The sequence below is a fragment of the Pseudoglutamicibacter cumminsii genome (assembly GCF_016907775.1).
GTDB classification, from domain to species: domain Bacteria; phylum Actinomycetota; class Actinomycetes; order Actinomycetales; family Micrococcaceae; genus Pseudoglutamicibacter; species Pseudoglutamicibacter cumminsii.
Genome location: NZ_JAFBCO010000001.1, coordinates 995,914 through 1,016,619, shown reverse-complemented (window position 1 = coordinate 1,016,619; position 20,706 = coordinate 995,914). Strand labels below are relative to the sequence as shown.

Annotated in this window: 18 protein-coding genes; 4 read left to right on the top strand and 14 right to left on the bottom strand. The window is 60.6% G+C overall.

Features of this window, described 5'->3' with window-relative positions; translation table 11 throughout:
• Positions 1-16: 16 nt before the first annotated feature.
• The 10 genes from folB to JOD50_RS04670 all read right to left on the bottom strand — a co-directional run bounded on the left by folB (position 17) and on the right by JOD50_RS04670 (position 12,426).
• Positions 17-400, bottom strand: a complete 384-nt coding sequence (folB, locus tag JOD50_RS04715; protein ID WP_204880605.1) for a dihydroneopterin aldolase — start codon at positions 398-400, stop codon at positions 17-19.
• Positions 397-1,356, bottom strand: coding sequence for a dihydropteroate synthase (folP, locus tag JOD50_RS04710; protein WP_338052015.1), 960 nt, complete (start codon positions 1,354-1,356; stop codon positions 397-399). The genes folB and folP overlap by 4 nt, the downstream gene beginning before the upstream one ends.
• 45 nt (positions 1,357-1,401) lie before the next feature.
• Positions 1,402-2,001 (bottom strand): GTP cyclohydrolase I FolE, encoded by a 600-nt coding sequence (gene folE / locus JOD50_RS04705; protein WP_204881540.1) that lies wholly within the window; start codon positions 1,999-2,001, stop codon positions 1,402-1,404.
• 50 nt (positions 2,002-2,051) lie between these two features.
• A complete protein-coding gene (locus JOD50_RS04700) occupies positions 2,052-2,765 on the bottom strand; it encodes a helix-turn-helix domain-containing protein (RefSeq protein ID WP_204880604.1) in 714 nt (237 codons plus the stop codon).
• A 26-nt stretch (positions 2,766-2,791) separates the two neighbouring features.
• Positions 2,792-4,726, bottom strand: a complete 1,935-nt coding sequence (locus tag JOD50_RS04695) for an FAD-dependent monooxygenase (RefSeq protein WP_204880603.1) — start codon at positions 4,724-4,726, stop codon at positions 2,792-2,794.
• A gap of 439 nt (positions 4,727-5,165) precedes the next feature.
• A complete protein-coding gene (locus JOD50_RS04690; RefSeq protein WP_204880602.1) occupies positions 5,166-6,740 on the bottom strand; it encodes a variant leucine-rich repeat-containing protein in 1,575 nt (524 codons plus the stop codon).
• A 151-nt stretch (positions 6,741-6,891) separates the two neighbouring features.
• Complete coding sequence (gene ftsH, locus JOD50_RS04685; protein ID WP_204880601.1) at positions 6,892-8,943, bottom strand: ATP-dependent zinc metalloprotease FtsH; 2,052 nt, start codon at positions 8,941-8,943, stop codon at positions 6,892-6,894.
• A gap of 171 nt (positions 8,944-9,114) precedes the next feature.
• Positions 9,115-9,633: a hypoxanthine phosphoribosyltransferase gene (gene hpt, locus JOD50_RS04680; RefSeq protein WP_204881539.1), complete on the bottom strand. Its 519-nt coding sequence runs from the start codon at positions 9,631-9,633 to the stop codon at positions 9,115-9,117.
• A gap of 170 nt (positions 9,634-9,803) precedes the next feature.
• Entirely contained in the window at positions 9,804-10,895 is a 1,092-nt protein-coding gene (gene tilS / locus JOD50_RS04675; protein ID WP_204880600.1) for a tRNA lysidine(34) synthetase TilS, read from the bottom strand.
• 43 nt (positions 10,896-10,938) lie between these two features.
• Positions 10,939-12,426: a D-alanyl-D-alanine carboxypeptidase/D-alanyl-D-alanine-endopeptidase gene (locus JOD50_RS04670; RefSeq protein WP_204880599.1), complete on the bottom strand. Its 1,488-nt coding sequence runs from the start codon at positions 12,424-12,426 to the stop codon at positions 10,939-10,941.
• Between the two features lie 116 nt (positions 12,427-12,542).
• Here JOD50_RS04670 and ppa point away from each other — a divergent pair, with 116 nt between their 5' ends.
• Positions 12,543-13,022, top strand: coding sequence for an inorganic diphosphatase (ppa, locus tag JOD50_RS04665; protein ID WP_204880598.1), 480 nt, complete (start codon positions 12,543-12,545; stop codon positions 13,020-13,022).
• A 20-nt stretch (positions 13,023-13,042) separates the two neighbouring features.
• On the top strand, positions 13,043-13,645 hold the full coding sequence (locus JOD50_RS04660) for a hypothetical protein (protein WP_239541526.1): 603 nt from the start codon (positions 13,043-13,045) through the stop codon (positions 13,643-13,645).
• Positions 13,646-13,693: 48 nt separating this feature from the next.
• Here the strand turns inward: JOD50_RS04660 and JOD50_RS04655 are convergent, their stop codons facing one another.
• The gene (locus JOD50_RS04655) at positions 13,694-15,340 is read right to left on the bottom strand and encodes an aminotransferase class I/II-fold pyridoxal phosphate-dependent enzyme (protein WP_204880597.1); all 1,647 of its coding nucleotides are present in this window, start codon (positions 15,338-15,340) and stop codon (positions 13,694-13,696) included.
• Positions 15,341-15,483: 143 nt separating this feature from the next.
• On the opposite strand from JOD50_RS04655, the gene JOD50_RS04650 reads away from it, so the two are divergent.
• Entirely contained in the window at positions 15,484-16,404 is a 921-nt protein-coding gene (locus JOD50_RS04650; protein ID WP_204880596.1) for a LysR family transcriptional regulator, read from the top strand.
• 4 nt (positions 16,405-16,408) lie between these two features.
• On the opposite strand, the gene JOD50_RS04645 is transcribed toward JOD50_RS04650, so the two are convergent.
• Both JOD50_RS04645 and serS read right to left on the bottom strand, forming a co-directional pair.
• Positions 16,409-17,209: an HAD family hydrolase gene (locus JOD50_RS04645; protein ID WP_204880595.1), complete on the bottom strand. Its 801-nt coding sequence runs from the start codon at positions 17,207-17,209 to the stop codon at positions 16,409-16,411.
• 79 nt (positions 17,210-17,288) lie between these two features.
• Positions 17,289-18,581 (bottom strand): serine--tRNA ligase, encoded by a 1,293-nt coding sequence (gene serS / locus JOD50_RS04640; protein WP_204880594.1) that lies wholly within the window; start codon positions 18,579-18,581, stop codon positions 17,289-17,291.
• A gap of 133 nt (positions 18,582-18,714) precedes the next feature.
• On the opposite strand from serS, the gene JOD50_RS04635 reads away from it, so the two are divergent.
• Positions 18,715-19,710 carry a diacylglycerol kinase family protein gene (locus tag JOD50_RS04635; RefSeq protein WP_204880593.1) on the top strand — a complete coding sequence of 332 codons (996 nt, stop codon included), beginning with the start codon at positions 18,715-18,717 and terminating at the stop codon, positions 19,708-19,710.
• A gap of 15 nt (positions 19,711-19,725) precedes the next feature.
• Here the strand turns inward: JOD50_RS04635 and pheA are convergent, their stop codons facing one another.
• The gene (gene pheA, locus JOD50_RS04630; protein ID WP_204881537.1) at positions 19,726-20,676 is read right to left on the bottom strand and encodes a prephenate dehydratase; all 951 of its coding nucleotides are present in this window, start codon (positions 20,674-20,676) and stop codon (positions 19,726-19,728) included.
• Between the last annotated feature and the right edge of the window lie 30 nt (positions 20,677-20,706).

Here is a 20,706-nt window from a genome sequence, read left to right as displayed (position 1 = left end):
TACGAAGCATCCAACGTTATGAACGGCTGCGGCTCATCGTCACAGCCACATCGCCAAACGGCACCGAGATAGGCGCCTGCGGCTTGTGCACCGTAACCTGCACCGCAAGCGGAGCGAAATCCCGCATCAAACGGTCAACAATCACCGACGCCAACTTCTCAATCAAGTTGTGCGGGCCGCCCTGAATCTCCTCAACAACGGCCTGAGACATCAAGCCATAATCCAACGTGTCCGAAACATCATCAGACGCAGCAGACACCCGGAACGACGTCGCAACCTTCACATCGACAACGAACGTCTGGCCCTCACGCCGCTCATGGTCGAAAACGCCATGAAAACCTGTCGCAGAAATCCCGCTGATCGTAATGACGTCATGACCATCCCACTGGAAAGGCCTCACGCCTCAACCGCCTCAGCCGGGTTCACCCACGCACGAGCAACCTCCACAGCGTCACGCGTACCAGCAACATCATGAACACGCACAGCCCACGCACCCGACGCCGCGGCCAACGCGCTCGTCGCATGCGTAGCAGCATCACGATCCGCAACCTCATGCGGACGCTTACGCTCCTCCAACAAACGACCCAAGAAACGCTTACGCGACGTACCAATCAAAACGTCATGACCCAAAGCCACAAAACGATCCGTCGCATTCAAAACAGCCCAATCATGCTCAGCGTTCTTCGCGAAACCCACACCCGGATCCAAAATAATGTTCTCCCGAGCCACACCCGCTGCAACAAACTGATCCCGGACCTCCACCAGCTCCGAAACCACCTCAGCCACAACATCGCCATACTCAGCGTGATCCACCATCGTCTTCTGATCACCACGACGATGCGTCAACACAACACGAGCACCCAGCTCAGCAACAACCTGCGCCATCTCAGGCTCAAACGTCAGACCCGAAACATCATTAATCAGATGCGCGCCAGCCTCCCACGCCGCACGCGCAGTCGACGCATGCGTCGTATCAACCGAAACCACAGCACCCGCCGCAACAAGACCCTTCACAACAGGCACCACACGGGAAACCTCAACCTCAGGATCCACAAAATCAGCGCCCGGACGCGTCGACTCACCACCCACATCGATAATGTCCGCGCCCGCACGCATCATCTCAACACCATGCGCAATCGCCGCATCAACATTCAGGAAACGGCCACCATCCGAAAACGAATCCTCAGTGACATTCAAAACACCCATCACCAAGCAACGATCATGAGGCAAATCAGCCCAAGCATCCTCACGAGACTTCGCACGGATCACAGGCAAAGCAGACGTGTTAGGACCAGTACCAGGAGTTGCAGCGAGGTTGAACATCAACCGACCTTCCAGACGATTCGCAACGAACACGCGGCACAAAGCCGCCTACCCCTAGCTTACCCGCCACACAAAAAGCTAACGGCCATGCCCCATAATCAAGCCCATCGCCTCAGCACGCGTAGCAGGCTCACGCAACTGACCACGCACAGCCGACGTCGTCGTCGTCGACCCAGGCTTACGCACACCCCGCATCGACATGCACAAATGCTCAGCCTCAATCACCACAATCGCGCCGCACGGCTGCAAATGCTCCTCCAACGCCTCAACAATCTGAGTCGTCAAACGCTCCTGAACCTGCGGACGCCGAGCAAACAAATCAACCAGCCGGGCAAGCTTCGACAACCCCGTAACCTTGCCCGAAACACCCGGAATATAGCCGATGTGGGCGCGGCCATGGAACGGAACCAAATGGTGCTCACACGTCGAATAAAACGGGATGTCCTTCACCAAGACCATCTCCGAATGATCGATATCGAACGTCGTGGACAACAACTCAGCCGGATCCATATGCAGGCCCGAGAAAACCTCGGCATACGCACGCGCCACACGCGCCGGTGTATCCACCAAACCATCCCGGTCCGGATCCTCACCCACCGCCAACAAAATCTCACGGACAGCGCGCTCAATCCGCGGCTGATCAACCTGGCCAGCTACAGCGTCTGAATTCTCGCCCATCACATCAAAACCCTCGGAGTCCACATTCGACATGCTCACAGCCTACCGACCTACAACAGATCAGCCTCAATCAGCGAAGCCGAACGATGCAAAGCAGCCGCAACCCCCGCATCGTTCTCACGGCTCACAAACACCACCCCAAGCGAGGCCGCGGCATACCCCGGAACCCGCAACGGAACGGCAATCGAACTCACGCCATCCAAAACCTGCGAACGGCTCTTCGCATACGGGCGCGCGGCATCCCCGAACAACTCCGGGGTAGCGACACCGCGCGCCTCCAACTCCGCCGGCCCCAACTGGGCACGAATAGCCGCACCCGGGGCGCCAGCATCCAACGCATGCGACGAACCCGGACGCTGAACCAGCGCGGCACCGTCGGTCTTCGGCTCAACCGAAACCAACGTGACCACGTGATTCTGCGTCAAAACCGCAATGAACGCCGTCATCTGCAGATCCTGCGACAACCTCGTCAACTCCGGCAACGCGGCAGCCTGAACATCACGGTTCACAGAACGGGCCAAAACCAACAAGTTCGGACCCAACGTCACCACGCCATCCGACCCACGCACCACCATGTTGTGCGCCTCCAACGTACGCAACAGGCGGTACACAATCGAGCGGTGCAAACCAACCCGATCGCACAACTGCGGAATCGTGAGACCCTGCTCATGCTCCGCGATAGCCTCCAACAAACTCAGGCCGCGCGAGAGCGTCTGCGAACCCGCCGCAGACGCCCCCGCACGGCCCTCAGTTTCAACCGTCACAAAGACACCCAGTTCTTGAGAACGTTCTAGGACTCCGAGAGGACGCCCTTGAAGAACTCGCTCAGCTCATCAGTGGCATCCAACGGAAGGACCTGCGCAACATACTGGTCAGGGCGCACAACAACAACCACGCCGTCACGCGAGAGACCGCGCTCATCGAAAATGTCACGGCTGAGCGCAACAGGGTTCATTTCCTGACGCTCACGGTCGGCGTTGCCGAGAGCCGCGGCGAACACGTTCTCCCACTGCATGATGTTGTACTTGCCGTAGCGTGGGCGGAACACCTCGGGCGCGTCGAAGACCTCGAACTCTTCGTGCGACTGCTGGTAGATGACCTTGACGTCAAACCACTCGTGACGCGGGCGGCCGCCGAGCTCGCCACCAACCAGTGGTGAGGCTTCGTCGTCCTTAAGCCAGGCAGCGAAGTCATCCACCGCCGAGTGCTCGGTTGGGTGCGCGCCGTCAGCGAACACATACATGCGCCAGCGGCCATCGGCCTCAGCGAGGTGACCAAGGTGGACGCGCACGCCGTCGCAACGGCGGGTAGCCCACGCCGACTTGAAGCGCTTACCAACCGTGAAGCCCTCGGCGAGCGCCTGGTGCTTGGTGCCGCCGCAGACCATGGATGACTCGTATTCGGTCATGAAGCCCGCTGGGAACTCAGCGGTGCGGACGTAGAAGTCCTCGAGGTCGCTCGGGTTCTCGAATTCCTCTGGCTTGCGGGCCATCATCGAGGACCATTCCATGTCGAAGTCGATGAGGTTCTGGGCGATGACCTGGCGCTCACCCGTGTAGGTCGAAAGGATCTCCTGCGGGGCGGTGCCGAGCAAGGCGTGTGCGAGCTTCCAACCGAGGTTGAATGCGTCCTGCATCGACACGTTCATGCCCTGGCCGGCCTTAGCGGAGTGGGTGTGGCAGGCGTCGCCGAGGATGAAGACGCGCGGCATCTTCTTGCCGGCTTCCTCGACAGGGACGTCGTCGAAGCGGTCGGTCACGCGGTGGCCGACCTCGTAAACCGACCACCAGGCAACGTTCTTAACCTCGACCGTGTATGGGTGGAGGATCTCGTTGGCGTGGCGAACGATCTCTTCGAGCGGGGTCTGGCGGACCTTGCCGTCGTCGTCCGGAGCGGTTTCGCCGAGGTCGACGTACATGCGCGACATCGCGCCACCTTCGCGTGGAATGTGGAGGATCGAGCCGCCGTCGTGGGACTGGATGGCGCACTTGGTGCGCCAGTCTGGGAAGTCAGTTTCGACGATGGAGTCCACGACTCCCCACGCGTGTGCGGCCTGCTGGCCTACGCGGGTTGCGCCGATGTCGCGGCGGATCTGTGAACGCGCACCGTCTGCGCCGACGAGGTACTTGGTGCGGACCGAGAACTCTTCGCCGGCCTTTTCGCCGAACGTGTACCGCAGGTTGACGAGCAGTGGGTATTCCTGGGAATCGTCGCGTTCGTGGGAGAGGTATTCGATGCCGTAGTTCGGCTTCATGCGGGATGGCTGGTTGCGCATGAACTCGCCGAAGTACTGCATGATGCGCGCCTGGTTGATGATCAGGTGCGGGAATTCGGAGACACCGTGCGGGTCATCCGGAGCGAGTGCCGCGCGGACGATGTTCTTCGGATTTTCTGGGTCCGGCTTCCAGAACGCCATTTCGCGGAGGTGGAAGGCCTCGTCGATCACGCGGTTTGCGAACCCGAAGGCCTGGAACGTTTCGACGGAGCGAGCCTGGATGCCGTCTGCCTGGCCGACCTGCAACTCGTGTTCGCGGCGCTCGATCAGGCGCACATCGAGCTGCGGGAAGACTGAAAGCTGTGCTGCGGTCGTCATACCGGCGGGGCCTTCACCCACGATCAGTACGTCCATGACCTCCGGAAGGTCTTCACTACGGTTAATGCCGACGCCTGCGGCTTCCTTGATGAGGGGGTCTCCGGTCACATAGCCGTTGTGGTGAAACTGCATTCTGGCTCCATTGCGGTGAAACGATATCGCGGTCAAACGATCACAGAAAAGTTCGATATGCGAACACTGCATTCTGTATTCGCAACTGTGATCTATCCTACACTCTTCCCGAAGCTTGAAACAGTCTTTAACGCGCCGAGATGTGACCCCTATCCATGGGCCACATCCCTTTACTACCCGACGAGGAATGCTCTAATGATTCATAGTTTGCGCCCGTTTGATTCAGACAGCTAAAGCTGGATAACAGCTCGGGTGCTAACACACCGTGGCACGCAGATCTGGCCGTGAACGCGCCACATTCATCAAAGCCCCAAAACGAACCGTAGAAGGCTTCCTGATGTAGTTACGAAAGATGCCCCAAGAGTCTCCTCTTGGGGCATCTTCTCACAACGGAGATGCAGGATGGGCTACGCACCCAGACCCTGGTCCTCCAGATGAATCAATTGTTGCCTTGGTTTTGTTTGATCCACTCCGCCAATGCTGGGTAGCAGTTAGGGTGCTGGCAGATCTGCTCCCACAATTCAGGCTTAGTCGCTGCAAGCTGCTGCAAATCGGCAGCCGATGCGTCGGCCGGCACCGTCTCCCCCGATTCCTCAGCCGGTGATTCAGCTGGCTCCTGGGCAGTTACGTCAGCTGATTCCTGAACTGGTTCAGCTTCAGCAGCTGGTGTTGGCTCCTCGCTTACCTCTTCAGAGGTCTCAGCCACTGGCTCAACATTTACCTCAGGCTCAGACGTTGCTGATTCAGCGGAAGACAGCTCTTCCGAAGCCACCGACTCCGGTTCAGAAACAGTCGGCTCCGAAACAACTGGCTCGCTCTGAGCCGGCTCTTGGATCTCAGAGAATTGCTGCCCGTACTGTTCGGACGACTGCTGACCGTACTGCTGCTGACCCTGCTGTTGGTTACCCTGCTGCTGACCGTAACCGTAGGATCCGTACTGCTGAGGCTGGTTACCGTACTGGCCCTGTTGGCCGTAGCCACCCTGCTGACCATGCTGACCCTGCTGCGTGTACTGCGACTGCTGAGCGTAACCACCGTACTGGTTGTTCTGAGAAGACTGCTGGCCCCACGCGCCCGCGTTGGAGCTACCTGCCAAAGCTGGCTGAGCTTTCGCACTGAGGCCCTTACCCTTCAACTCCATCAGAAGTGCGAGAAGACCTGCAGCCAAAAGCAAACCGAACGCGATCAAACCAACGAAGGTACCGAACGCGGGACCCAATGTGACGCCGGTATCCTCTAGGGAGACACCGTACCGCCCAGCTTCCTCGCGGGCTTTGTTAAGGCGGGCACCGATCTGGATGAACATCACAATGTAGGTGATGACACCCATGGCACCAGCGGCAATCCCTGCGATTGGGTAGATCAAAGGTAGTGGCTTCCGCGGTACAAAAAACGTCACAACCGGCAGGACAACAGCAGCGATCACCAGAATCATCGCAAAGATCGCAAAAACACCAACGGAGTCCTCAAGTTCAAGAAGCGAACCAGACAGGCTCTCGCCCCCAAATGGATTCTTGGCCGACACCGCCGGCAAGAAAATCGCAATGAAACTAAGAACCGCTAGACCCGCGATGATGAACGGAAGCCAACCCGTCCAGTCTTTTGGAGCGGAAAAGCCCGGGCCAGCCTGCCCATAGGTCGACTGACCGTATTGCTGCTGGCCATATTGGTTCTGGCCGTACTGCTGGGCCTGACCGTAGCCACCCTGCTGGTACTGGTTCTGCTGCGCATGGCCATACTGATTCTGACCGTATTGCTGAGACTGACCCTGCTGACCGTAGCCAGTGTTGTAGCTCTGCGCAGGCTGGTGCTGTTGGAACTGGTTTTGCTGCTGCGACTGCTGCTGCGGTTGCTGCTGACCACCACCCGACTGGCTATCGATCCACTCAGCAAGAGCCTGATAGCAATTAGGGTGCTGACGCACCGCGGAACGCAGATCCGGACGCGCCTGCGCGATGTTCATCAACGCATTCGCATCCAAGTGCGGATTATTTCTAACATCCGCCTCAGTCATTGAGGAAAAGTCAGGGGTGTTCATAACAACCTAACTAGGCGTCGGTAACAGATCAGTTCGATCTTAGAACAGAAAAGCCCGTTGGTTCTAGCCCAGTTAGCTCCAAGCAACACCTAACGAAAACACGCGCTAGCGAGCTCAGTGCAACGAATTAGGCGCCTGGTCCCTGCGGTTCCCCGCCTGGCAACTCTGTTCCTCCGGCCGGAGGATCGACAACCGTCACACCATCGCCCGGCTTCGGTTCGGTTCCCTCACCCTGCGGGTCGCGCTTGATGTCGCGCTCACCACGCACTGGCGGCAGATCCTGACCAGGGCGAGCCTCGTCGAACAGCCACTGCTTACGCTCCGGAAGCTTCACGAGGTCATGGAAGATCTCCGCCACCTCAGCCTGGTTCAGCGTCTCGCGGTCCAGAAGTTCCTTAGCCAAGCGGTCCAGAACATGGCGGTTCTCAGTCAGAATCTGGTACGCCTCAGCGTGAGCGTTATCCAGGAGCTGACGAACCTCCTTGTCCACAACCTCGGCCATGCCCTCGGAGTAATCGCGGGTCTGCCCAGCTTCACGGCCCAAGAACGGCTCACCGTTACCAGTGCCGAGCTGGACAATACCCACCTCGGAACTCATCCCGTACTGAGTCACCATCTTGCGGGCAGTGTCAGTTGCCTTCTGAATATCGTTCGATGCGCCCGTGGACGGATCGTTGAACACGATCTCCTCCGCGACGCGGCCACCCAACGCATACGCGAGCTGATCCAACAGCTCCTGACGGGTCACCGAATAGCGGTCCTCCGTCGGCACCACCATCGTGTAACCCAGGGCGCGGCCACGCGGAAGAATCGTAATCTTCGTAACCGGAGCTGAATGACGCAAAGCAGCCGCAACCAACGCGTGACCACCCTCGTGGTACGCCGTCACCTGACGCTCATGCTCACGCATCAAACGGGTACGCTTCTGCGGGCCCGCCATGACGCGGTCGATCGCCTCATCAATCGCACGGTCATCAATCAAATGCGCGTTAGACCGAGCCGTCAACAACGCAGCCTCGTTCAAAACATTCGCAAGATCCGCACCCGTGTAGCCAGGAGTCTTCTTCGCGACAGCCTCAAGGTCAATCCCATCAACCAGCGGCTTATTGCGCGCGTGAACCTCAAGAATCTTCTTACGGCCAGCAAGATCCGGCGCCTCAACAGGAACCTGACGGTCAAAACGACCCGGACGCAACAGGGCCGGATCCAAAACATCCGGACGGTTCGTCGCAGCAATCAAGATGACGTTGGTATTCGCATCGAAACCATCCATCTCAACCAGCAACTGGTTCAGCGTCTGTTCACGCTCATCGTTACCGCCACCGATGCCGGCGCCACGCTGGCGGCCCACCGCATCGATCTCATCAACAAAAATGATCGACGGCGACGAACTCTTAGCCTGCTCAAACAAGTCACGCACGCGGGACGCACCCACACCAACGAACATCTCAACGAAATCGGAACCCGAAATCGAGAAGAACGGAACGCCCGCTTCGCCAGCAACAGCCTTCGCAACCAGCGTCTTACCGGTACCCGGAGGGCCATACAGCAAAACACCACGCGGAATCTTCGCACCAACAGACGCGAACTTCTGCGGATACTGCAAGAACTCCTGGATCTCGCGGAGCTCCTCAACAGCCTCATCCACGCCAGCCACATCCTTGAACGTGACCTCCGGCATGTCCTTATTGATCATCTTCGCCCGGGACTTACCGAACTGCATGATCTTGCCGGAACCACCCTGGGCACGCGACATCAGGAACAAGAACAAGCCGAGGATGATGATCATCGGCAACAACAGACCCAACGTGGACAACAGCCAGTTGCTCGTCTGCGGACGATCCTCAAAGCCCTTCTCCGGCTCCGCCGCCGCGATCGCCTTAGCAACCTCTTGACCACGCGTCACCGAATACGTGAACGTGACCTTCTTACCTAGGTCACGGCCCTCATGCTTAACCGGATCCGAAGTGGTGAGTTCAACCCGGTTACCGTCGTCGTTCAGTTCAACGCGGGTAACCTTCTTGTCCTCAAGGAGCTTCAAACCAACCGACGTCGGAACCTCGTTACGCTGCCCGCTCAACAGAACGGACATACCAACCATGAGCCCAACGACACCCAGAATCACCCAGAAATACCAGGTTTGATACAGCTTCTTCTTAGGCTGAGTCGTCTTGTCCATTGATGCGCTGACGCGCCTTCCTCTTAGCCACAGCGCCTACCCCACCTGTCGCTGCCAGCTGTTTTCGCCATCGCCGGCTGCTTTAGGGCGGCTGTGAACCGACTTACATACTTTGAAGTTCTAGGTTACCCCTCGCCTGCCGCGAAAGAGGCACCCGCGCTACTCCGCGGGCTACTGCTCGCTCTGGTACACGTGCGGGGCGAGCGTTCCGAGCGCATCCAGGTTGCGGTACTTCTCCGCGAAGTCCAAGCCGTAACCGACCACGAACTCGTTCGGAATGTCACGACCCACGTACTTGACATCGATATCAACCTTGACCGCATCCGGCTTGCGCAGGAACGTGCAGATCTCCAGCGAGCGCGGGCCACGCGACTTCAAGTTTGAAATCAACCACGAAAGCGTCAGGCCCGAGTCGATGATGTCCTCAACGATGAGCACGTCGCGGCCCATGAGGTCGGTATCAAGGTCCTTCAGGATCCGCACAACACCCGATGACTGCGTGCCGGAACCGTAGGAGGACACCGCCATCCAATCCATCGAAACGTTGGTCTTCAACGCGCGCGAAAGGTCAGCCATGATCATCACGGCACCCTTGAGAACACCGACGAGCAGAAGGTCGCGGCCGGCGTAGTCCTCATCGATTCGTGCGGCCAGGTCGCGAACAACCTGATCGATTTCCTCACGCGACATGAGTACATTTTTTAGGTCATCGGCGACGTGTTCTGGCTTCACGAACTTCCCCTTTTTACACGATGTTGTGGCCGGCGGCTTCGAATGTGCAAAGCCGCTTCATTACATGTTTGCACACCGCGGGGTTCTCTGCAGGATTTGTGCGCAGATTTGTGCGGTTTCGTGCGTCTTTATGCGTCCGATGCGGTGGATGCGTCCGATGCGGCAGCCGGCGGGCGCCCGATGAACCGGATGACGCTGTGGTCAGGTGTGGTTTTGATGCGGTGGGCGGTGACGTAGCCGTCGAGCTGGATGGGGCCGGCGGAGCCTTCGCCTGCGGTGAGGCGTTCGAGTGCGGCTGTGCGTTCAGCGGTGGGGGCGCGTCCACCAACGGTTTGCGCGGCGATGCGGAGTACGCGGGTGCGGATCGCTTGTGGCGCGTTTTTGAGGAGGTAGCGGTCGAGGTCCCATTGCATGGGTGCTCGGCCTGACGCGCGTGGGCCTTCGAGGACGTCCGGGGTTTCGGTGAGCGCGCAGGCTTGGAGTGCGGCTTGGGCTTCGTTGTCGAGGTGTTCGGCGTCGTGGCGGGCTTGGGTTGCGGTGCGCACGAGGTTGGCGAGCGCACCGTCGCCGAGGATCCGCGTGATTTCGGGCAGGAGTTCAAGCCGGACCTTGTTCCGCAGCGCGAATTCGGGGTCTGCGTTGGTGGGGTCCTCCCACGGCTCCACTCCGTAGGCTTCGCACACGGCTTCCGTGTCTTCGCGCCACACGTCGAGGAACGGGCGCAAAACCCGGCCACGGCGATCCGGGATCCCGGCGATTGCGCGCGTACCGGATCCGCGCGCCAACGCGAGCAGGACCTGTTCCGCTTGGTCGTTCGCGGTGTGGGCGGTCAGCAGGAACTCGGCGCCGACTTCCTGCCGTACCAACTCAAGTTCGCGGTATCGAGCCTCCCGCGCATCGTTCTCTGTGCCTTTACCTGACACCACGATGCGGCGGATCACCACGCGGTCCACGCCGAGTTCGCGGCACGCTTGCGCGGCGCCTTCCGCGGCTTCCGCGCTTCCCGGCTGGAGCTGGTGGTCCACGATCGCCGCCGTGACATGGCCTGTCAGGTCCCCGTCGCGGCGCATCTGCCCGCACACCGCGGCGAGCGCGAGCGAATCCGCGCCGCCGGACACCGCGAGGACATAGTTGAGCCCGCCGGGTAGCCGGTTGCGGAGGGCTTCGCGGGCGCGTTGGATGCGCCGGAACTCTGCGGGAGGGATGCGTTCGTTGTTCATCGTGGCGGGGTTTCGTTGATGGTTGCCGGTTATCGGTGGCCGCTTATTGGCAGCCACAGTCGGCGAGCGCGGTTGCGACGGCGTCGGCGGAGGCGCGCGCAGAATCCAGGTTGCCTTCGACGTCGTTGAACAGGATCGAGAATCCGAGCGGTCGGCCCTCCTTAGTTGTCACGACGCCCGTAAGAGATATGACGTCGATGAGCGTGCCGGTTTTGCCGAGCACGAGCGCCTTGGCCTTGGTCCCGTCTAGGCGGTGTTGCAAGGTTCCGGTGGCGCCGGCACGCGGAAGCATTGTTGGTATGAACGCCAGATCACGACGGATGCGCTGGGCTTCCTTCTTGGCGCTGGCTGTGCTGGGGCCAGCTTTCTTGGTGCTAGCTTGGTCGCCGGCGTTGAGGGTTAGCGCCATGGTCTCGGCGAGGGTGCGGGCGGGAACACGGTTTTCTGGGGAGAGGCCGCTGGCGTCGCGCATGATGAGGTTGCTGGTGTCCACCTCGAGTTCCTTAAGGACGCGGGTCACCCCTTCGACGGCGCCCTCCTCAGTGCCGCCGCGGCCCAGTTTGATGCCTACGAGACGGCCATAGACTTCGAGAATCACGTTGTCTGAGTGGGCTTCTGCGTAGGCGAGCTGTTCGCGTACAGTCGCTGAGTGCACCGCGGCGAGCTGACCTTCAACCGTTCCCGTGTTGAACGGGTCAACCTCACGGAAGCCGGGTTCCGCATCGTCATCCACCGCCGTAACCTCGGAACCCAATGCGTCCTTCAGGTTCCCCGCGAACGTCTTCAACGCCGCGGCATCCGGATGCCGCACCACCGGCGAGGTATGCGCCGCGTCAGTGCGGCCCGCGAACACGGCGATCGGCGAAATATCGGTGACGTTATGGCTGGACACCAGATCATCCGACCAGTCAGGGTGCAGCTGTTCGCCGCTAAACATGCGGGTATCCACACCAACCGTGAGCGAACCGCCGGACTCCTCTAGCGCCCCGGATGCTTTCAGTTCTTTAGCGGTCTGCTCAGCCAGCGTCTTCAAACCAGCGCGACCATTCGCAACCTTTGGGTCTCCAGAGCCCGGCGCGAGCATCACATCGCCGCCAGCAACCAGCCACACAACGGGCGCCTCACCATCCCGATGCTCCAGCACGGTCCGCGTAACCCACGTCTGCTCCAACCCGAGCGAAGCCACCGCCGCAGTGCCCGTCAAAACCTTCAACGAAGACGCCGGAATCAAAGCCGCGCCGTCACCAACGTGAGCGACCTGCTCGCCGGTCACCGCATCGACCACCGAAACCTCAACCCGACCCGGGCTGCCCTTGATTGCCGCATCGACCTTTTCCTGCAACACCGCGGCGTCCGGTGCCGGCCCCGACTCACTCAACGGAGCCACCGGCAGATCTGGGACCTTAGCGGTAGCCGCAGGCTCATCCGGGCGCCCAAAATACGCGGACGTGATCTGCGTTGTAGCGACCAACAAGAACGCCACAACCACAGGGATCAGGAAGCGACGCTGAGATCGGGAACGCGTGGTCATGAATGGAATCCTACTTCGCCGCCGTCGGTTACCCTTTAAAACTAGAGAAAGCCTGCGCCTTTCGGCTAGGCATCCCGTCGCTAAACAGGCATCCCACCGTTAAAAGGAGTGCACACATGAAGCACGATGTAACCATCGAAATCCCTGCCGGTTCCCGTGTCAAATACGAAGTGGACCACGAAACCGGCCGCATCCACCTGGATCGCGTGCTGTTCACCCCTATGCAGTACCCAACCCACTACGGGTTCTTCGACAACACCCTCGGCTTGGACGGCGACCCGCTGGATGCGCTGGTTTACATCCCAGACGTTGACCTGCACCCAGGCGTTGTTGTTGAGGCTCGCCCGATCGGTGTTTTGAACATGACCGATGACGGCGGCGAGGACGCGAAGGTTGTGTGCGTTCCTTCCGACCCACGTTTCGATCACATCCAGGACGTTGAGGACTTGGGCGAGTTCTTGCGCCAGGAGATCGAGCACTTCTTCACCCGCTACAAGGACCTTGAGCCAGGCAAGTGGGTCAAGGTTGAGGGCTGGGCTGACCGCGCGGCCGCTGAGAAGGAACTTCAGGAGTCGATCGAGCGCTTCAAGGGCTGAGCCCCCTGTTCCATGTGACTTTGACGCAGCAGAACACCCGCGACGTCGGCGATGGCGTGGGTGTTCTGCTGCAGTCGCTTAAACGGTCGGTGGGCGATGCGGCTGATGGTTTCGCTCGGACCGTGGGCGATGAGGCGGCCGGCTTTGTTGATGACCCTCGCGATGCGGTTTTGGCCGCATTGACGGGGCTGCGGCCCGGTCCGAACGGTGCAGTGTTCCGGGTGGGTATCGGGGTTGCTGGCGCTGACGCCGGCGATGCGGCGGCGGCTCGGTCTCGCGTGGCTGTTGAGCGGACGGTGCGGGCGCCGGTTCCGGTGGCTGTCGAGGCGGGCCCGGCTGGTGTCGCGCTCGAAGGCCTGCCCACCGCACCGGAAACTGCGGCTGCCGCTGAGGGCGCGTTGATCCTGTTGGGGGACGTGGTTGCGCGCAGGTCTGCCGCCGATTGGGCTGTGGTCGACCTTTTGCTTCCGGGCGTGCGGGGGCAACAGAAAGCGATCGCCGAGGCCCTAGGGGTCACAGTCCAGGCGGTATCCCAGACGGTTGCGCGGGCGCGCTGGCGCGAAGAAGTCGCGGGCCGAGCAACAGCAGAGCTGCTGTTGCGGCTAGCTGCGACCCTCGTTTAACTACTCTGCGCAAGCTCCGAAACCCTGCGCAGGTTGCGTAGGCGGCTACTACTCAGCGACCACGCGGAACGTCGTGACCTTCGCATCCTGCGCGCCACGCACATAACCCGTAGGTGAGGTCGCTACCGCCTGCAGGAACTTCACGATCTCTTCCGTGATCTCTTCACCCGGCAGGACGTTCGGGATTCCCGGCGGGTACGCGGCCAACGTGTCCGCGCTAATGCGGCCCACCGCATCTTCCGCGGCAACCACATCGAAAGCGTCCGCGAAGTAGGCATCGCGTGGCAGCAAGCGCATCGTGCCGGCCTTCGGGATCTCAGGGAACCGCTCTCCTTCGGCGCTGAGCGCTTCAACAGCGTGACCGGGCGTGGTCGCTTCCCACGCGTCCGTAGCCACAACCACCGAGTTACCCGAAGCAACTGGGATGTCGGCGGCATCTTCATCGACTGGGTTCTGCGCGGCATCCGCGACAGCACGCAGCGCCTCGAGAGTACGCTCAACCGCAGGGGTCGCGAGCGCACCAAAAATGATGACGATGGTCGTGGCGGTGGACATTTCGCAGTAGATGTCGTGGTCGGCGATGAGTCGCTGACGAACCCAGTGGCCCGTGTGGCCCAGACGCGAAACATCCACTGGGATACGTAGCGTATCGATCTCGTGGATGTCATCGAAGTCGCCAAAGTCATCCGAAAGCACGCGGAAACGGTCATCCTGACGCAACGCTTCGCGCAACTCTTCAGCACCACGCAACGCGTCTTCGATGCGGTCGCGGCCGTTGATGAGTCCGTGGCGGGCGACGTCGAGGGTGCCTTTAAGAATGTTCGAGGCCGAGGTCGATCCCGTCATCGTGTAGGCGCGCTCAACGAACGGCTCAAGCTTCTTAGCAAGCGGGCCGTGGCCAAGGTGCAGCATCGCGGACTGCGTGAGCGAACCGACGAGCTTGTGCGTCGAAGAAATCACGAGGTCGGCCCCAAGGGCTACTGGAGAGCCCGGCAGGTCAGGGTGGAAACCGAAGTGCGGGCCCCAAGCGCCATCCACGATGATCGCGGCGTCGTGTGCGTGAGCAACCTTAGCGAGCCCTTCAACATCGGCCACCGCACCGAAGTAGCTAGGCGAAACAACATAGATGCTGTCGACCTTCCGGCCGGCTTCAGCTTCCGAGGTGAGCGCCTCATCGAGCGCTTCTGGCGTCAAGCCGTGGGTCACGCCGTTATGGGTATCCACATTCGGGACAACGAAAGACGGCATGAGCCCTGCAAGCAGAATGCCGTCAGTAAAACTTGAGTGCATTGCGCGCTGAACCATAACGCGCTCACCGAGTGCGCGCACCGCGATCGCTGCGGTGCGGTTCGCCTGGGACGCGCCGTTGGTCATGAACCACGTACGGGAGGCACCCCACGCCTCCGCAGCGAGTTCAAGCGCCTCATCGAGCGGAGTGTTTTCGCCAAGGTCGATGCCGTCGGTCATCGGTGGGACATCGAGCGCAACACCTCGAGGGCTCAGGAAGTCGACGAGTTCTGGGTAGGAGCGTTCAGCGTCACATCCGTGGCCAGGAACCATGATCTGAAGGGTGTCGCGTTCCGCATGCTCAAGGAGGGCATGAGCGAACGGTGCACGATGCTGTGCTGGGTTCTGGCGGGCGGTGTCACCAACCTGACGGGCGGCCTTGTTGAGGTCGGAGGCCGGCTTTCGCATAAAAGTTTCCTTGAGCATAACCTCCATGAGAACACGCTAGTTCTTCTATGTGAACGGGTTATTTTTCTGTATGGCTCTATACTCAGTATGGAGCTAGCTCAGTAGCGCTCACTCGTTTCTACCCCGGCCACAAAGGCACATTCATGCTTGATACGCGACAACTCCAGGCGCTCGATGCGATCGCACGGCACGGTTCGGTCGCTAAAGCCGCACGCTCGCTGGGCTGGTCGCAACCCACGGTTGACCATCATTTGGGCAATCTTGACCGCGCGGTTGGTTCGCAGCTCACAGTCCGTGACACCCGCGGCACGCGGCTAACGCACGCGGGTGAGCTCATGGCGGAGCGGGCAGCGGAGATCCTCGCGTTATCGGAGTCCGCGCTTCGGGACACCAGGGATCTTGCTCGCTTGGGTCGTACCCGCCTCAAGTTGGGTATCTTCCCCACCGCGGCCGCGCGCCTGTTGCCGTCGATTGTTCGCAATGCTGAACTGCTTGGTTTCGAGGCTGAGCCGACCCTTGAGGAAAGCCCGGATCTGATCCAGCACATCAAGCGCCGGGATCTGGATGCGGCGATCATTTACGCGGTCGAGGGCTATCCGCTGGCTCTCGGTCCGCGTGCGTTGCGGATTCCTTTATACAAGGATGAGCTCTTATTGGCGGTCCCTACGGATCATTGGGCGGCTGAGCGCAGTGTTATTCGCGCTGATGATTTGGCGCCGCTCGCACGTGAACGCTGGGCTTTGGGCACCAAGGAAGGGGACCCTATGGACCAGGTGGTCATGGATGTGTTCGCCGGCGCGGGGCTTCAGCTGAACATTTCGACGCTGCGCACTGATGACCTGCCGTCGCTGCTTGGCTTGGTGGGTGCGGGGCTTGCGGTGGGTTTGATTCCGCATCTTGCTGAGCACATGGTGAACGACGATGTTGCGTTGGTTCCGTTTGAAGACGCACGTTTCGCGCGGCACTTGGAGCTGGTTGCTCCGTGGGCTTCTGGACGCACGGGACACGCTGCGAAACGGCTGGAGGCCGCGGTCCGCGGCGCTATCGCTGAAGTCGAGGACTAGAAAACTACAGCAGTGAGTTCAGGACGTCGGCGAGGCCGTGGTCGTTGACGTGGCCGGTGACTTCGCCGGCTGCTGCGCGGACCTCTTCAACGGCTTGTCCCATCGCTACGCCGCGTTCGGCCCATGCCAGCATTTCGATGTCGTTGCGGCCGTCGCCGACCGCCACGGTCTTTTCGATCGGGAAGCCGAGCCGTGAGCGCAACGCTTCGAGTGCGGAGCCTTTCGTTACGCCGTGCGCGGCGATGTCGAGCCACGCGGACCAGCCGACGGAGTAGGTGACGCCAGAGAGGCCGATGCCTTCGACGGCACGGCCGAAGTCTTCCGCGGTTGAGTCGGTTGAGAACACGACGAGCCGCACCGCATCGGCTTCCATCATTTCCTCGAGGCTGACGCCGCGGGCCTGGACGCCGAAGCTCGCGTCTTGGAAGCGTTCGGTCGAAAGGAAGTCGCCTTTGTCTGTTTCGATCGCGAACTTCGCCACGGGGAGCGCTTCCTGGAGGGCCCGCAGAGCCGGTTCGGGGTCAAAAGTACGCCGGTCGACCACCGAGAATCCACGCGAATACGCGGGGTCGAGCTGCGCGGTGACGCCGCCATTGGAGGAGACCACGTGGCCTTTATCGATCCCCAAAGCCTCCGCAACAGGCAACGTCGCAGGGAGCGAGCGGCCTGTTGCGATGATGACTTCGTGGCCCGCCCGCCTGACTGCGTGGACGGCTTCGCGGACGGGTTCGAAGAGTTCGCCTGAATGGTCGACGATGGTGCCGTCGACGTCGAGGCAGATCATGTACGGGCTGTTCTCACTCATCTCAACCTTGCTCTTTCAGCTGGGATTCTTTGTGGGGCGGGCCCTCGGGTAGCCGTGCGCTCTAGCTAGCGCGGCACGGCTACCGCTGGATGGGTTCGAGCTTTTCCATTCCACCCATGTATGGGCGTAGGACTTCTGGGATGGTGACCGAACCGTCGGCGTTCTGGTGGGTTTCCAGGATCGCGACGAGCCAGCGGGTGGTTGCGAGCGTTCCGTTGAGCGTCGCTACGGAGCGGGTGCCCTTGCTCTTGCCTTCCGCGTCGGTTACGCGTTCACGCACGTTGAGGCGGCGGGCCTGGAACGTGGTGCAGTTCGATGTGGAGGTCAGCTCGCGGTAGGTTCCTTGGGTTGGTACCCACGCTTCGCAGTCGAATTTGCGTGCGGCGCTGGTTCCGAGGTCGCCTGCCGCGGTGTCGATGACGCGGTAGGCGAGCCCGAGGGACTGCAGCATTTCTTCTTCCCACGCGAGCAGTTGCTCGTGGAGTTCTTCGGCTTGTTCTTGCTGGCAGTAGATGAACATTTCCAGCTTGTTGAACTGATGCACGCGGATGATGCCGCGGGTATCTTTGCCTGCGGAGCCGGCTTCGCGGCGGTAGCAGGTGGAGTAGCCGGCGTACTTGAGGGGACCGCCGCTGAGGTCGAGGATTTCGTCGGCGTGGTAGCCGGCGAGCGCAACTTCGGACGTGCCGACGAGGTAGAGGTCGTCTTTTTCGAGGCGGTAGATTTCGTCGTCGTGTTCGACGTCGAAGCCGGTTCCGCGCATCGTTTGTGGGCGTACGAGTGTTGGCGTGATGATCGGTTCGAACCCGTTGCGGAGTGCGAGGTCCATGCCCATGTTGATGAGGGCCATTTCTAGGCGTGCGCCTACGCCTTTGAGGAAGTAGAAGCGGGATCCGGAGACTTTCGCGCCGCGTTCCATGTCGATCGCACCGAGGATTTCGCCGAGTTCGAGGTGGTCTCGCGGTTCGAAGCCTTCGGCGGTGAAGTCGCGTGGGGTTCCGAGGGTTTTGAGGACGGCGAAGTCGTCTTCGCCGCCGGTTGGGATGCCGTCGATGATGAGGTTGGGGAACGATGCGGCGATCTCGTCGCGCTGTTCCTGGGCTTTGTTTGCGGCGGCTTCCGCGGTCTTGACTTGGCCGGCGAGCTGTTTGACGCCTTCGAGGAGGGCTTGTTTTTCTTCGCCGGAGGCTTGAGCGACTTTCTTACCGAACGCTTTTTGTTCTGCTCGGAGTGATTCGAACTCGGCGAGCGCGCTGCGGCGTTCGGAGTCGGCCGTGAGAACGCGATCAACGAGTTGTTCGTCGGCTTCGCGGGCGCGTTGGGATGCACGGTATTTCTCTGGGTTTTCGGCCAGGTCTTTCAAGTCGATCATGGTTATAAGCCTACCTGTCACGTGCATTTTGAGGGGTTTGTTGTGCCTTGTGTTGTTCATAGTTGCGTAGCCTGGCCGGTAATCTATGGTGACGACCTGTTCGTGAACCGGTGTGAAAGGTTTTGGTGCGTTCGTGGTTCAACCAGCGGTGATTTTGAACGGCGGTAAGCCTGGTTTGGAGGCGATCCGCGAGGAGATCCGTGAGGTTGCGCGGGCTGAGGGTTTGGCGGAGCCGTTGTTTTTTGAGACGACGGAGGATGATCCGGGGGCGGGTCAGGCCGCGGAGGCGTTGGCTGCGGGTGCGGATCTGATCATTGTTGGTGGTGGGGACGGCACGATTCGCGTTGTTGCGGAGTATTTGGTGGGCCGTAGCGATGTTGAGTTGGCTGTTTTGCCTCTGGGCACGGGGAATTTGTTGGCCCGGAATATGGGTATTGATCCCGATGATGTTTCGGGTGCGATCCGTACTGCATTGCTGGGTGAAGTGCACCAGGTGGATGCGTTGCGGGTTGAGTTGGTCAAGCGGGACCGGTCTGTTGATTCGCAGTTGAGTCTTGTTGCCGCTGGCGTGGGGATCGACGCGGAGGTCATGTCGAGCACGAATCACGTGTTGAAGAAGGTGATTGGTCCGGGCGCGTATGTTGTGGCTGGCTTGCAACGGTTGGCGGGTTTCCCTAAGGAGGCTCGTGTTCGGCTTGGTGAGGGCGCGTGGGAAACGGTTGATTTCCGCACTATTGTGATGGCGAATGCGGGCTTCATTCAGGGCGGTATCGAGTTCGCGCCGGGCGCTTCGATGTCTGATGGTGTGCAGGATGTGGTGTTGTATAGGCCGCGGACGGCGTTGGGGTGGTCGATTGTGGGCCTGAAAACGCTGTGGCATAAGGATTTGCGCACGCGGCTGATGGCGCATGTGCAGACGCGGAAGATTTCGGTGCGCCCCTTGAAGCCTGTGATGGCGCAGATCGATGGTGATCCGGTGGGTGAGGTGACGACGTTGACTTCAGAGGTTGTGAAGCACGCGTTGCGGTTGCGTGTTCCTCGCCCGGTGGATCGGTGTTCTCCGGGTGGGGATTTGCTGGCGATGCTGCCAGAGGGTTTCCGGAAGGCGCTCGGCGTTCTGCGCAGTTAGCGCCGGCGTGCCGGCTTACGCTGGGTTGTTGCCCGCAAGGATTTCGTTGAGCCAGGCGTCGGCGGCTTGGTAGGCCTCGGGCGTTGCGTGAGGTGGCACGTTGACGACCACGGGGGTAGCTGATGGGTAGGAGCCGAGGTACCGGATATAGGTGCTGATCCTGTGCAGCCCGTGGAGTACTTCTTCGACTCGGGGTTCGCTGATGTGGCCTTCAAGGTCGATCGAGAAGAAGTATTGGCCGAGCCCGGTTCCGGTGGGCCGGGATTCGATGCGGGTCAGGTTGACGCCGCGGGTTGCGAAGTGGTCGAGGATTTCACGCAGGCCGCCGGGGCGGTCGTGGGTCAGTTCGACGACGATCGTCGATTTATCTGATCCTGTCGCTTCTGGGATGCGGCCAGGTTTCTGGACCATGACAAAACGCGTAACAGCGCCGTGGTTGTCTTCAATCCCTTCGGCGAGCACCTTGAGGTTGTGGCGCTCCGCTACCAACGGCGAGCAGATCGCTGCCTGATACGCCGGGTTCTCTTCAAGCAGCCCGAGCGCGCCTGCCGCGGTTGATGATGCGGGCAGGAAATCGACATTCGGGATCGTGTTTTGTGCCCATTGCCGGCATTGGGCCCACGCGTGGCCGTGGGTTGAGATAGTTCGGATCTCTTCAAGACTCTCGATGCCAGGTAGTGCAGCGAGTTGGAAGGTCACAGGGATCACGGCCTCGGCAACGATATGGAGCGAGTCGCCTGCCGCGATCGCATCGAGGGTCGCGGAGACGCCGCCTTCGACGGAGTTTTCGATGGGCACGACGGCCGCGTCAACCTCACCGTCGCGCACCAGCTGGAGTGCTGCGTCGACGTTGGTGGCTGGGATTCGGTTGTGCTCAGGTTCCGCGGCGGGCCCAGGGAGTGTGAGGAGGGCCTGTTCGCAGAAGGTTCCGGCTGGTCCCAGGTAGGTGTATTTCACGGTCGCAATGTCCTCATATGCGCAGATATGTATATATCG

Bases quoted from the DNA above. Each gene is read 5' to 3' on its own strand.
- folE (WP_204881540.1), bottom strand. From the start codon at position 2,001: ATGGGCGAGAATTCAGACGCTGTAGCTGGCCAGGTTGATCAGCCGCGG.
- JOD50_RS04695 (WP_204880603.1), bottom strand. From the start codon at position 4,726: ATGCAGTTTCACCACAACGGCTATGTGACCGGAGACCCCCTCATCAAG.
- JOD50_RS04690 (WP_204880602.1), bottom strand. From the start codon at position 6,740: ATGACTGAGGCGGATGTTAGAAATAATCCGCACTTGGATGCGAATGCG.
- ftsH (WP_204880601.1), bottom strand. From the start codon at position 8,943: ATGGACAAGACGACTCAGCCTAAGAAGAAGCTGTATCAAACCTGGTAT.
- hpt (WP_204881539.1), bottom strand. From the start codon at position 9,633: ATGTCGCGTGAGGAAATCGATCAGGTTGTTCGCGACCTGGCCGCACGA.
- tilS (WP_204880600.1), bottom strand. From the start codon at position 10,895: ATGAACAACGAACGCATCCCTCCCGCAGAGTTCCGGCGCATCCAACGC.
- JOD50_RS04670 (WP_204880599.1), bottom strand. From the start codon at position 12,426: ATGACCACGCGTTCCCGATCTCAGCGTCGCTTCCTGATCCCTGTGGTT.
- ppa (WP_204880598.1), top strand. From the start codon at position 12,543: ATGAAGCACGATGTAACCATCGAAATCCCTGCCGGTTCCCGTGTCAAA.
- JOD50_RS04655 (WP_204880597.1), bottom strand. From the start codon at position 15,340: ATGCGAAAGCCGGCCTCCGACCTCAACAAGGCCGCCCGTCAGGTTGGT.
- JOD50_RS04650 (WP_204880596.1), top strand. From the start codon at position 15,484: ATGCTTGATACGCGACAACTCCAGGCGCTCGATGCGATCGCACGGCAC.
- JOD50_RS04645 (WP_204880595.1), bottom strand. From the start codon at position 17,209: ATGAGTGAGAACAGCCCGTACATGATCTGCCTCGACGTCGACGGCACC.
- serS (WP_204880594.1), bottom strand. From the start codon at position 18,581: ATGATCGACTTGAAAGACCTGGCCGAAAACCCAGAGAAATACCGTGCA.